15 protein-coding genes and 1 tRNA gene are annotated in these 12986 nt (G+C 45.2%); 5 read left to right on the top strand and 11 right to left on the bottom strand.

What is annotated here, in order from left to right:
* Positions 1–36: 36 nt before the first annotated feature.
* The gene (locus tag ACTHPG_RS16955) at positions 37–1329 is read right to left on the bottom strand and encodes an MFS transporter (RefSeq protein ID WP_440390687.1); all 1293 of its coding nucleotides are present in this window, start codon (positions 1327–1329) and stop codon (positions 37–39) included.
* Between the two features lie 176 nt (positions 1330–1505).
* Here ACTHPG_RS16955 and ACTHPG_RS16950 point away from each other — a divergent pair, with 176 nt between their 5' ends.
* A complete protein-coding gene (locus ACTHPG_RS16950) occupies positions 1506–2981 on the top strand; it encodes an aminotransferase class I/II-fold pyridoxal phosphate-dependent enzyme (RefSeq protein ID WP_278299186.1) in 1476 nt (491 codons plus the stop codon).
* Positions 2982–3185: 204 nt separating this feature from the next.
* Here the strand turns inward: ACTHPG_RS16950 and ACTHPG_RS16945 are convergent, their stop codons facing one another.
* The 5 genes from ACTHPG_RS16945 to ACTHPG_RS16925 all read right to left on the bottom strand — a co-directional run bounded on the left by ACTHPG_RS16945 (position 3186) and on the right by ACTHPG_RS16925 (position 5373).
* Positions 3186–3503: a DUF1292 domain-containing protein gene (locus ACTHPG_RS16945; protein ID WP_036614722.1), complete on the bottom strand. Its 318-nt coding sequence runs from the start codon at positions 3501–3503 to the stop codon at positions 3186–3188.
* Positions 3504–3601: 98 nt separating this feature from the next.
* Positions 3602–4156: a copper amine oxidase gene (locus ACTHPG_RS16940; protein WP_278298976.1), complete on the bottom strand. Its 555-nt coding sequence runs from the start codon at positions 4154–4156 to the stop codon at positions 3602–3604.
* Positions 4157–4355: 199 nt separating this feature from the next.
* Entirely contained in the window at positions 4356–4556 is a 201-nt protein-coding gene (locus tag ACTHPG_RS16935) for a hypothetical protein (RefSeq protein ID WP_433745291.1), read from the bottom strand.
* Between the two features lie 74 nt (positions 4557–4630).
* Positions 4631–4810, bottom strand: coding sequence for a hypothetical protein (locus ACTHPG_RS16930; protein WP_310336912.1), 180 nt, complete (start codon positions 4808–4810; stop codon positions 4631–4633).
* 143 nt (positions 4811–4953) lie between these two features.
* Positions 4954–5373, bottom strand: coding sequence for an organic hydroperoxide resistance protein (locus ACTHPG_RS16925; RefSeq protein WP_017687397.1), 420 nt, complete (start codon positions 5371–5373; stop codon positions 4954–4956).
* A gap of 222 nt (positions 5374–5595) precedes the next feature.
* Between ACTHPG_RS16925 and ACTHPG_RS16920 the strand changes: the two genes are divergently transcribed.
* Entirely contained in the window at positions 5596–6789 is a 1194-nt protein-coding gene (locus tag ACTHPG_RS16920) for a chromate transporter (protein ID WP_440390832.1), read from the top strand.
* 124 nt (positions 6790–6913) lie between these two features.
* Here ACTHPG_RS16920 and ACTHPG_RS16915 read toward each other — a convergent pair whose 3' ends face one another.
* The 5 genes from ACTHPG_RS16915 to ACTHPG_RS16895 all read right to left on the bottom strand — a co-directional run bounded on the left by ACTHPG_RS16915 (position 6914) and on the right by ACTHPG_RS16895 (position 11537).
* Positions 6914–7600: a hypothetical protein gene (locus ACTHPG_RS16915; RefSeq protein WP_440390686.1), complete on the bottom strand. Its 687-nt coding sequence runs from the start codon at positions 7598–7600 to the stop codon at positions 6914–6916.
* 2 nt (positions 7601–7602) lie between these two features.
* Positions 7603–8601, bottom strand: coding sequence for a hypothetical protein (locus ACTHPG_RS16910; protein ID WP_440390685.1), 999 nt, complete (start codon positions 8599–8601; stop codon positions 7603–7605).
* On the bottom strand, positions 8588–8860 hold the full coding sequence (locus ACTHPG_RS16905) for a hypothetical protein (protein ID WP_440390684.1): 273 nt from the start codon (positions 8858–8860) through the stop codon (positions 8588–8590). Before ACTHPG_RS16905 ends, ACTHPG_RS16910 begins: the two co-directional genes overlap by 14 nt.
* 208 nt (positions 8861–9068) lie before the next feature.
* Positions 9069–11282, bottom strand: coding sequence for a M1 family metallopeptidase (locus ACTHPG_RS16900; protein ID WP_440390683.1), 2214 nt, complete (start codon positions 11280–11282; stop codon positions 9069–9071).
* A 182-nt stretch (positions 11283–11464) separates the two neighbouring features.
* Positions 11465–11537 (bottom strand) — tRNA-Val (locus tag ACTHPG_RS16895).
* A 146-nt stretch (positions 11538–11683) separates the two neighbouring features.
* On the opposite strand from ACTHPG_RS16895, the gene ACTHPG_RS16890 reads away from it, so the two are divergent.
* From ACTHPG_RS16890 to ACTHPG_RS16880, 3 genes are all read left to right on the top strand, one after another.
* Positions 11684–11941, top strand: a complete 258-nt coding sequence (locus ACTHPG_RS16890; RefSeq protein WP_440390682.1) for a hypothetical protein — start codon at positions 11684–11686, stop codon at positions 11939–11941.
* 239 nt (positions 11942–12180) lie between these two features.
* Positions 12181–12624: a GNAT family N-acetyltransferase gene (locus ACTHPG_RS16885; protein WP_440390831.1), complete on the top strand. Its 444-nt coding sequence runs from the start codon at positions 12181–12183 to the stop codon at positions 12622–12624.
* A 113-nt stretch (positions 12625–12737) separates the two neighbouring features.
* On the top strand, positions 12738–12974 hold the full coding sequence (locus ACTHPG_RS16880) for a DUF3892 domain-containing protein (RefSeq protein ID WP_017687389.1): 237 nt from the start codon (positions 12738–12740) through the stop codon (positions 12972–12974).
* Positions 12975–12986: the final 12 nt, after the last annotated feature.

The raw sequence follows: 12986 nt of genomic DNA, 5'->3' as shown, positions 1-12986 counted from the left end.
AACCAGGACGGTTGGTGGAACTTCCTTTTCTTTTGCTTATTTGGCTGGAGCGGTACGAAACGGATTGCGGGACAAAACAAAGTGCACTACGGCAAGCCCTGCCATGACAACGGCACTCCCGATGAACGGAGCCGGATGGCTAACATGATCCCATAGCAGTCCGGATACAATGGGGCCTACCACCATGCCCGATCCCTGCAAGGTAAGGAAGAATCCCCAGATCGCTCCTCGCTCGCCTTTGGGAATCAGCGTGGCCACAAACGCATTCCAGGCTGGCAAAATCATGGCATAACTGACTCCCACCAGCATGACAACACCGAACACCACCGGAATGGAGGTTATGGAGGAAAATGCGAACAGACTTGCTGACGCCATTAAAAAACCAACGTTCAGGAACGGTTTCGTGCCAAACCGGTCTACCATTTTGCCTACAGGCAGTAAGGCAATAACGGTGATTCCACCACCTGCAATCAGCAACAAACTATACAGGTTCGGTGAGATGTGCAGGTCTGTCCGTGTATATAGCGTAATTACTGGACTGAGCAGCCCGATGACAAACGATTGCATGAACAAGGCAGGGTACACCAGTGGATTAACATTAAGCGTGCTGCGTACCCGTTGCAGTGTGCCTTTCACACTCTTTTGCAGCCGGATGAACGGTGTTAGCAAATTCGGTTTGGCCGGATATTTTGAATCCTTATTCTTCGCCGCTTGCTCAGCATGCTCTCCTTCGACAATGACACGTCCAGGAAGGATCATGGCCACCAGAATAACGAGAATGGCACAACCCATCAACACCAGAAATATGGTGCGATAATCATGATGCGTACGCTCCAGCAACCAGTTCATGCCGACTGGTCCAAGACCTGTACCGCCCAGAGCGGCCATCTCCAGCGCCCCCATTGCTGTACCATTCTTGTTCTGTGGACCTGACATCGCAGTCACCCCTGTCATGGCACAAGGCCAGAGCGGTGACGTGCCTATGCCAAGAATCAGACAGGCCATGGCGAGTCCAACGGCACTTTTGAGAAAAAGGATCATAATAACAGCGATTAAGGTACAGATTAGTGCTGTGACCATCGTTGCGCGGAACCCGATCCGTTCTGCTGCCCAGCCGGAAGGCGCTCGGAACAGATTATCTCCCAGATATTGAAGAGCGAATGCCACACCAATGACACCTGCGGACAGACCCAGAATATTGTCCATATACACGGGCAGAACAGCTACCAACAGGGCTCCTTTGATAATTTCAACCAGAAAAAGTGTCAGCCACATCGCGATAAAAAATGGGGAGCGCAAAATTTTGACTGGTTTTGTATCAGTTTGCATTCTTTTTCCCCTTTCGGTGTTCATTTGCCTATTCCCTATCCTTAGTGTAACCGTGGGGAATGTGCCCAAATCTCGGCAATTTAAAAAATTGTCGATTATACTGTTGCATTCGGTTCTTAATTTGCTATACTCATCTTTGTTTACCAATTTTATTAGGAAGGGTTGTGACAGCACTGATGAATCACCACCGTACGCCGCTGTTTACCGCTTTAAAAAATCATGCGGCACTCAATCCGGTACAGTTTCATATTCCGGGCCACAAAAAAGGATTGGGAGCGGATACCGAATTCCGTGAATTTATTGGCGATAATGCCTTCTCCATAGATTTGATTAACATCGCACCGCTGGATGATCTTCATCAGCCAACCGGTGTCATTCAGGAAGCACAGATTCTGGCAGCAGATGCCTTCGGAGCCGATTATACCTATTTTAGTGTACAAGGCACAAGCAGTGCCATTATGACCATGATTCTGTCTGTATGCTCACCGGGTGACAAAATTATTGTGCCCCGGAATGTGCATAAATCGGTTCTGTCCGCCATCATTTTCTCAGGCGCCAAACCCGTATTCGTCTCTCCATCCCAAGATGCCAATCTGGGTATTGACCATGGAGTGACCACACAGTCTATCCGTCGCGCACTTGAGCGCCATCCGGATGCCAAGGCATTGCTTGTAATTAACCCGACCTATTATGGCGTAGTTACAGACCTAAAAGAAATTGTTGAGCTGGCACACAGCTACCAAGTCCCTGTACTTGTTGATGAAGCACATGGCGTACTCATTCATTTCCATGAGGATCTGCCGTTGTCTGCGATGGCAGCAGGCGCCGATATGGCTGCAACCAGTGTTCACAAGCTTGGTGGCTCCATGACACAAAGTTCCGTACTTAATCTGAACACGAAGAATGGGTTCGTGAATCCACAGCGTGTACAGACGATCCTGAGTCTGCTCACCTCAACATCCACTTCATACATTTTGCTTGCTTCACTCGATACATCAAGACGTAACCTGGCGCTCCACGGTCGTGAGATTGCACAGAAGGCGATTGAACTAGCCGAGTTTGCCAGACGTTCGATTAACGATATGGATGGACTGTATTGCTTCGGTAAAGAGCTGCTGGGTACAGAAGCGACCTTCAATTATGACCCAACCAAAGTAACAGTCCATGTTCGCCATCTGGGTATTACAGGATATGAGACGGAGAACTGGCTGCGTGAGCATTACAACATCGAGGTCGAACTTAGTGATATGTACAATATTCTGTGCCTCATCACGCCAGGAGATACGGATGACAGCGTGGATATCTTGCTGAACGCTTTACAGGATCTTTCCCGTACCTATTATCAAGTGAATCCGGCTCATGAACTGGTAGTAAAAGTTCCGGATATTCCACAGTTGATGCTGACGCCACGTGATGCATTCTACGGTGATACCGAAGTGATTCCGTTTAAGGAGTCTGCAGGACGTATTATCTCGGAATTCATCTATGTCTATCCGCCAGGAATTCCGATCCTCTTACCGGGTGAGGTTATTACCCAGGAAAACATCGACTACATCATCGATCATGTCGAAGTCGGATTGCCTGTCAAAGGACCCGAGGATCGCAGCGTAACCAACGTTAAAGTGATCGTGGAAGCCGACGCCATTTTCTAAAACACCCCTGCACTATGCAAAGAATATAACTGAAAGACCAAGCCTTGCGCTTGGTCTTTTTTTATTCTGTGGGAGAAGCGGGTTTGCATTTTCCCGTCTATTTTGTCGTTCAAACCAATGATACATATGCTCGTCAACTTCTTAAAAGCAAACAAAAGGCCCCCTGAAATCAAGGAGCCTTCATGTTATGTTCCAAAAGAATGACTATTCTTGTGATGCAACGAGTTCGTTGTAAGCCGCTTCAACGCGGTTCCACTCTTCTTCGTCTTCAATATTGTAGAGCACCATTTCCTCGTCTTCTTCTTCCATACGCAGGATGATGCCGTCAGCTTCAGGATTGTTACGTTCCAGCAGGAGCGCATAAACATGCTTCTCCACGTCAAACGTCTCCACCAAAACCATCTCCACGTCTTGGCCGTTCTCGTCTGTTAATGTGAGAAGGACTTCTTCATGCTCGTGGTCGTGGTCGTGGTCTTGCCCGCATCCGCAGCCATCGCCGTGTTCATGTGTGTGATCGCTCATTGAAATACCTCGCTTTATAAATAGAAATTGTGTAACCTTGCATATCGTAACATGTTCACTGACCCAGGTCAATTTTAACTCACAGGGTTATTTTCGCTTCAATCGTTCAGCGCTGTAATGATTTTCTCCGCTACCAGGACGTAGTTGCTGTTTGCATTTTCTTTAATATGAAAACCGACTTGGTACTTGCCAGCACGACTGAAATCGTACGTAAAATCGTATGTGCGGAACCAGAAGTTATCCTTCTGCGTTGTAAGTTCCTGGGACTGGATATCCTTCACCTGACCGCTCGGATTGGTAATCGTTACTTTTACCGCCGCTACATCTGCTGTCAGACTGTCCACTTGTGAAAATACATTGAATTTTAACTTGCCTACGTTAACGTTGCCAAATACAGTGTCTCCCTTGAAGAGAAAAATATGTACATTCGGTTTGATCACCGTTACTCTCTTGTTACTGCTATCCCATTTGACGACGCCTCCAGCTTCCCTTACAGGTACGTAGGTCGTTCCATCAATGAGATAACCTCCATCAGCTGCTTCCTTGCCGTTAATGAGAACACGAATCTTCTCGTTCACCGAATCTGCAAACAATAAAGACCCGCCGAGCAAGGAGAATACCGTGACACAAAGCAATATTCGTTTCCATTTCATCCCGTCAATATTCCCTCCCCTGCTGCTAGCTGTTGTACATTTATACTGCAGATTCATCCACAAAGTTGCGCTGTTTTTCATCATTTTTCATTTTTTATCCAGAATTTTTTCCACCCCTTGGAATGCACAAAAAGAGGCGATCCTCATTAAAGGAAGCCCCTGTTCTATAATTGTTATATATACGGCATTATACGAAGAGTTATGAAGAAGTATGGCGGGTCAGAATACAGGGAACGCCCTTGCCAATAGCCCCTTCGGTTCTCATCCGTGCAGCGTAATCCATTCCTCGTGTACATGGTGTCTTGCATCTCTCACATACATCCGAAGTGACCAACTTCATGGATACACGAATTTTGTCACTCTTTAATGCGGGAGCTTTCTTTCCCTTTGCTTTTGCCATCCCGGATTCCCCATTTCCCCAAGTGCTTACTGATGTAATGCATCATATGGGGATTCGCCCGGTTGTGTGTCTATTTAAAAAACGTATTTGAATAATAAAAAGATGACAAGGAGGATCCCTCCGAGAATGAGCCAGTTGCTGATTTCATACCAAATGCTCTTGCCTCCGGACAGGTACTTCTGTTCATTCTCCTGATGACGCTGACGGTGGGTATCGGTCTCAGAGCCATGGGGTGGTTTGCCAAAATCCATCATAAAGTTCATTCCCCTTTCAGCAGTTTGCATAATTTTAATACCATTATAACCCATAATTCAGGGTAAATTTGATTTTTCTGTATAAAAACCAAAAAACCTCCGATTTCTCGGAGGCTTCTTTATCAAAAAAACAGTTTCAATGATTATGCCAGTTCCACGTTAACATTGACGTTTCCTTTAATTCCTTTGGAATATGGGCAGTAGTCATGAGCAAGTTTCACAAACTTCTGTGCTGTCTCCTCATCCAGACCGAGAATTTTAACTTCCAAATCCACCTGAAGCTTCACGCCGTTATCCTCAGAATCCGTCACCAACATTACGGTAGCAGCTACAGTACTTCTTTCAATTTCAACTTTGTGTTTCTTCAATTGGAACTCCAATGCGGAGTTGAAACATGCACTATACCCTGCTGCAAACAACTGCTCCGGATTCGTAGCTGTCGTCACTTGTCCTCCGAGTTCAGGCGGTGCCGCAACATCCAGCATAAATACGTTATCCGGGGATTGTACGATTCCTTGACGTCCGCCTGTATTGATGACTGTTGTCTCATATAATGTTTTCATGCTTGAAAACTCCTTTGGTTAATTAGATTTATTTTCAATAAATTTTGTTCTCTTCTTTATCGCTAACAATTACATTGTACACAATTTAATTGTGCATGTAAATAGTTAATGTAAAAAAATAATATAGTTTAATGCTGCGTTTAAATGAATAGCGATGAAGAGGATTATCATGTAGTTAACAAACAGTTAGGAGGAATAACACGTTTGGAGAATAATTCATTTCTGACACCAGACAAGCCCAAACATAAAGTCAGAGCACTTTCTGAGGTTCTGGCTGTATCCACCAAACTCGGTCTAACTTCATTTGGAGGGCCGATCGCTCATCTCGGTTACTTTCATGAAGAATATGTTCGCCGTAGAAAATGGATGGATGAACGAAGCTATGCCGACTTGGTTGCGCTATGTCAATTTTTGCCCGGGCCTGCCAGCAGTCAAGTCGGGATTGGAATTGGCATCATCCGCGGTGGATTGCCGGGAGGCCTGATGGCTTGGCTTGGTTTCACACTTCCTTCTGTCCTTGCGTTAGTTTTGTTCGCTTTTCTTCTGCAAGGATTTGATATTAGCAGTGCAGGCTGGATTCACGGCCTTAAGATTGTTGCTGTAGCTATTGTCGCTCAGGCGATATGGGGTATGGGGCAAAAACTAAGTCCTGACCGTTACAGGGCAACGATCGCTATCTTTACTGCAGCGGCAACTCTTGTGTGGCAGACTGCGTTCACTCCAATCCTTTTTATTGTTATTGCAGGAATGATCGGCATTATCCATTTCAGGAAAATGACAGGTATTAGGACAGTAGACTTGTCTATCCCGGTGAGTCGTAACTTGGCTATAGTCTGCTTGGCTTCATTCTTGGGTATCCTGATTCTTCTCCCGTTACTCACACCATTGGATCGTTCGGGATGGCTGTTATTCTTTGATAGCTTTTACCGTTCAGGCTCACTTGTATTTGGTGGAGGGCATGTTGTACTTCCTTTACTGGAACGTGAATTCGTCCCGGCAGGTCTGATCAGCAAGTCCGACTTTTTGGCGGGATATGGAGCAGCACAAGCTGTACCTGGACCGTTGTTCACCTTTGCCGGTTATTTAGGAGCGATGATGCGTGGCGTTCCAGGAGCTTTGGTTGCAACGATCGCTATCTTTTTGCCAGCATTCCTTCTGATCGTAGGCGCATTGCCCTTCTGGAATTCTTTGTGCAAAAGCTCTAAAATTCAAGGCGCATTAACCGGAATTAATGCAGCCGTAGTAGGAATTTTGCTCGCGTCATTGTACGATCCGCTTTGGACAACTGCGATTCTAACTCCTGTTGATTTTGCACTCGTATGCATGTTGTTTCTAATGCTCGTCTTTTGGAAAGTACCACCTTGGATCGTTGTCGTTGCCGGTGCAGCAGGCGGTACAATCATGAAACTCCTTTAAATAAAAAAGGTACCCAAACACCGCACTTCCTTTTCGAAGCGTCCATGTTTAGGTACCAAATCACTGCAAGTATTTCTCTTCACCCATCCTTACAGATCATCTATTCATTCTCTTCTCATTCCAATCAGTTACTCCAGATATCCACTTTCACCTGCGCACATTTGAAATATTTGGCCTCGGCTTTGCTTGTAGTCAATTTCAACAGACATTGCAGCTCTCCATGTTGGAACAGCCCGCCACTAAGGTCAGCAGCAACACCGCCATACTGATCATCCGCACCAAGCCATACGGATGGTCTCTCCAACCCGGCTGAGAATTGTAATCCGGTGCAGAGCAGCACAGTGAGATTCTTACGGTTCTGCGCCTCATCTCCTGCTACGCCATGTGTGGTGAAGAATACCATGTTTTGTTTGAAATCAGTGTACGTTCCATCTGCCTTGTAGGCACGAACCATCCCATATTTCTGATTAACGTTCTGAAAAAATGTAATTCCGGCCTTGCTGTCCTTTGATTTAATGCCAACCTGAACTGAGATTCCAATATTCCCGTTTAATTGTAGCGCTTCCAATGTTATCGCAATGGCTGTCACTTTCGAGCTATCGATCAGATGTTTCATTTTCAACTCTGCCGTGGCTCCTGCCGTTGTCGGTGTTGTAACTGTTATGGTTCCTCTGTCGGGCAAAGGCTCAAACGTAGGTGTGCCCACCACCTCCACCCAATCCGGTAACGTTCCGTAAAGAAAATCGGCCACAAGCTGTTTGTGGACCTTTCCAAAGGGTACAATCTGACCCGCTGCATCACGTATAAGCATCTCTACACCCCCACCGAATAGGCTACACCGATATTATGATCGGTATTGTAATACACGTACACTACGCCGTCCATAACGGACACCATCAGGGATTGCATATTGGTCGTTTCCCAATTCAATGCCGGAAAATATATATCTGAAGGTTTGTCCAGCAGTTGACGAAAGTCTGCGCTGATCTTGGCTATGGCAGGCCGAGCTACAGTCGTGACCCCACCTGAAGCATAAGCCGATAACATGCCCAACCACCACATGCTCCCTTTGTACATAAATACACCAGCATTGGGTCTCGAAATGTTTTCTTCCGCTGACAATGTCGCATCGTTACCACCCATTAACGGTCTTGGATCAGCTAACCAGTTACGTCCGTCATGAGAATGCCAAATACATTTACGGCCAAAGTCGCCGCCGCCCATCACCGAGAAACCGATCCATTTACCGCCATTCCTGAAGCATGAGAAGTAACCGGTATGACCATCCCCCGGGAAGCCGGGAGGTTTGTCCAATATCAAACCCACTCTTGTCCAGTTGATCATGTCTACAGAGGTCGCAAGTGCCGTCGATTGGTTGATCCCCAGTCCGCTTTGTTGATAATACATGAAGAACAATTGTTCTTCATCGTTCCAGATCACAAATGGCGTTTCCGTTGAATTTCCAACTACGGTATCAAGATAGACCTGCCCGTGTTTGGTCCATGGTCCTGTTGGACTGTTCGCATAGGCTAGTCCAATACCTCCGATGTTATTATGGTTGGTTGAATACGTGGCATAATAATCTGCTTTCGCATCAGGGATAAGCCCCTTCACTTTGATCGCCCGAAACCAGTAGATCGATTGCAGACCCGCCATTGCAGCGGTATATATGGGATTGTCCATCTTTTTATCAAATTGAGGCGTGTACATCCGTCTGGATTCTGCATCGCAATAGTCATAAGGTGCAATGGCTCTATTCGCCTTCATTGCTGCTTCGAGTGCTGCCTGAGCAATATTCTCAGTCGTAGACATGGGAACTCAACTCCTTCGTGAGCAGGGGATTACCATTTGCCGGTCGCAAATATAAAACATCCGAAGTGTCCATGAATAGGATTGAATAATCAACAACATTACCCACATTCGCAGCCGGCTCCTGAGTAATACGAATGATAGGACGTATTCTAGCATTATATGAATACGCTTTCATTTTGTTCATTCCTTTATTGCCTTTACCGTTGTAATCAGCCATTGTCCCTTTCATTGATACGCCCGGATAATGTTGATTCTTCATATTAATCCCTCCTATTGTTTTCTCCCGATAAGTATATTCATGAAGTTACCTTTCTGTTAAAGCATTATGCCCATATTGCAGCCTATTATTCTAAGTCTGATTTTCATTCAACCAACGGTTTGCTTATGTTAACAAGACTAAACAGGCTAACCCATAAGAATTGGCTAACCTGCTTGAATGAAGATGAAGAAACTGCAAAACCAACTACTTATTCCTGTGCAAAAAGTGGAGATAAGGGATTCGCTACTTTTTTATCAGATTTCTCCTTGCCTTGGTTATCCAGTACATAATATTGGTAAAAGTCGTTCGTGAATCCGATAGACTCCTGTATTTTCAGCTTAAAAGCTTCAAATGATGCATTACTCAGATGATCTTCATTCCAGAAATAATGAAGCATTAATCGATTCTGGTTGTAGGGATGTTGGATAACATATGCACCAGCGGCGAGAGGCTGATTCATGATATTTTTCCAAGGAAAACCGGTCTGTTTCGCCCGATCGATAATGTTGGATTTTAAAGCCTGCACCATTCCGTTTGACTTGGTATTGCCAATGACAATAAGGTTGCTGTTACCGATCTCTTTTTTCATCTTTTGCTTCAGTTCCTTGCGATCCCGTACAACCTCGTATCGTATACCGCTCATATCAAGAAATCCGGTCAACTGATCAACCATCTCTTCCTGCTGTTTAGCTGCAAGTTTACTCACCTGATCGCTGAGCACAATGGTTAATTCCTCGCCTTGAAGAACTTTGTCCATCAATCTAGTCATCACTTCATAAGGCAGATTAGTCATCATACTCATGACAGCCTGATATTGCACTTGTAAGATATCATGCACATATGCCGCAGTCTCTTCTTTGGATAATTGGTATTCCGGCTTTAAGACAAAATTAGGCTGATATAGGGCCATTTCCATCTCGGTACGTACTTCCTTACCAAGCACATCTTCAATGGTATGAAGCAGCCCCTCTATTGTTGCATTTTGATATACGTAGCGTTTGAAATATGTCTTCATCAACTCGTCAAATTTCTCTTCACCGACAGAACGGTACAGCTGATAGATCGCTTGCCGCCCCTTCTGATAATATACCAGACCGGCTAACTCCCCGGCTTCATCGTTTGTTGCCGCAATGGTCATGTCTACAGGCGCATTATCAAACTGTATGGATCTGAAACCATTTAGCTTATCGCCCTGTTTCTCTGCAAAGTACACCATGGAGAAATCGGCAAAGCCTTCATCCAGGAAGGATTCTGTCTCCGAGTTATTACCGATCAATGCATGGAACCACTGATGCGCTATTTCATGAACAAAGGTTGTATCTTCTTCTGGAACCGCACCATCGTGAATCTGTCCCATCTGAATGAGCCTCGCATACTCCACGGCAACGCCTTGTACATACGTCTCGACAATTCGGAACTCTGAATAGGGATACTTGCCATATTTCTCATTATAGAAATTAATCACTTTGAATGCCTGGTTAATGTACCGATCAACGATCTCTTTCTTGGATGGATCATCGTTGTAATAATAGTATTCTACCGTCAGACCGTTACGGGTAGCGCGCTCCACTTGAAGATTAGGACTGGCAAAGAAAACAAACTCTCTCGTATTCTCGGCTGCGGCGGAAACAATTTTACGTCCATGTTCTGTACTGTTTTGAGTGGTGATAGAGCCAGGCATGGCTACCTGAAACTCCTCAGGCACGTTTAATTGAACCTCAAAGTCCGATGAGGTGTAATAATCGCTCTCGAATGTTCGACTATACGGTGCCTTATTCCACTGATGCTTGACCTCATCGTATACAGACATAACCGGGAACCAGTGTGCACCATTGATTATATCCTTGTAATAGGAAACTCGCTGTGAGCCATAAGGTATCTTCAGATGGAATTTCAATTGAAGTGTTACCGATTCGCCTGGTTGAACGGACTCTTTCAACTGCACGGTCAACGCTTGGTTATCCTTGTGGAAATCCAGCGATTGGCTATCTGCTGTTACAGCCTGAATATCAATGCCACCCAGAAAGTCTTCCGCTGTCTTCTCCGGATGCTCTTCACTAATCTGTTCATTGTCCTGTTGGAACATGCTCGCCTGTGTAGACTTGGAGAGATTCGCATCAGCATATGTATGCAGGACCAGCTGCTGGAGAGTATCCTTGCTTGTGTTGCGATACGTTACCTTCTCGCTCCCCTGAATCGTCATGTCTTTCTCATTCAGCCGAGCCTCGATCTGGTATTGAATCGGGGACTGCTCCAGGGAGTCTTTCTGTGTGTTATGTATCTTCGTAGATACAGGTGATGACACAGCTTCCGCGGCGGCAACGCCCATGTTCGCAAGTGGGCTGGTTGCCAGTATTAAAGCCAGTGTACCCGCGATCCCTACTCTAGCTAACTTTGATGTAAATGGACTTGAATAATTCATAAGTTCTCTCCTTCTCCTGTTCTATGCTAACCTCAGAACCAAGTATAAAAGAGAAACCTTACGTTGAATTTATGTTTTATTTAAGTTTTGTTTAAATAAAGATGAAGAGAAATGAGGCTTGCTCCAATCGCACTTTTAATGTAAATAAAAAAGAAGCCTTACATCGTAAGACTTCTCGTGTATGATCTGTAGTGGGCTCGAACCACTGACCCCTACCCTGTCAAGATAGTGCTCTCCCAGCTGAGCTAACAGATCATGATATATAATTTATTTCCCATTCAAGTAACAGTATCATATCAAGTAACCGTGTTCATTGTCAATGATTTATTTGGTTATAATTCACCCGAATTGGTGCACAATAAAGGAAAGATTACCATTTCAGAAAACGAGGTGAATTCCCTATGAGAAACTTAACAAAGCGGTTAACATCCATTAAACATACATTTACGAAATGCTTCTTTCTCTACGCTGGGCTGCTGATTCTCATTACCACCGTTACTGGTTGCGGCCTGGAGCGGGACGATCATACGGTTCAATTCCAACAGTTAAAACAACCCAATGAGAATGTTGAATCTCTGCCAGTCTGGCTGGACGTATACTCCAAATCTGTCATTCAAGATGTATACTCTCCGCGAGGAAGCAGTGAAGTCTTGCCGTGATGGTTAACCTGTGAATTACTCATCTTCATCCCACTTGCGTGAGTATGCTTTCTTGGTCACGTAATACAACAGAGCAATCATTCCCGCCGACATTAACAATGTAATGACCATGATGCCTGCCATCCCCATCACTCTCCGCCTCCTCTCCCAGTATGTTCCAGACTTCACTATACAGGAAAAACATTTTTTTGTATAATTCAGTCTGATATGTCGCGCAAGAGCAGAAAGAAGGAATGGAATTGGCAGCTGAGATTAGTTATGTATCGACAGAAGAACAACTGGAGCAAGCCCTGGAAATTCGCCATCACGTCTTTGTGATCGAGCAACAGGTACCTGCCGAGATTGAGATTGATCAATTTGATGTCATCAGTCCGGATGTGCATCATGTATTGTTAAGTACGGATGGACGAGCTGTAGCCACAGGACGTCTGATCTACTACAGCAAGGATACGGCCAAAATGCAGCGGATCGCGGTGCTTGAGTCTCATCGTTCATATGGTTATGGACGTGTGCTTCTGCTCGCGATGGAGGAGCGGGCACGTGAACTCGGCTTATCCTATTCTATACTGGATGCTCAATGTCAGGCACAGAAATTCTATGAAAAACTGGGCTATGAAGTGATTTCGGAAGAACCTTTTTATGATGCAGATATTCTGCATGTTCGTATGAGAAAGAGCTTGTAAAACCTCAGCGTTGGCAGGTCTTTATCCGCACATGGTGCATACTTTCGATGAATTCGGATAGGCTAATCAGGTAAGCAGATTCCTATCTCGTCATATAAGGAGAGTGTGACATCATGGATCAAACAACACGCGAGAGTTTCACAGCCGTACAGAAAAATGGCGACGGTGACCTGACAGCCTTTCAGACTTCAGCAGGACGTGTACTGGACTATCAGCAGGCACTTGCAGAAGTAAAGGCTGGCGCTATTGCAGGTGTGAATGTATTTAAAGGCAAGGATGGCGAAATGTACATTCGCGGCGATGCCGACGGTGACCCGACCAACAATCTGGATCAACTTCCCCATTTCTAAAATAGATGCATA

It is taken from the genome of Paenibacillus sp. SAF-068 (assembly GCF_051967555.1).
Classification (GTDB): Bacteria; Bacillota; Bacilli; order Paenibacillales; family Paenibacillaceae; genus Paenibacillus.
This window is presented reverse-complemented; position numbering and strand designations above follow the sequence as displayed.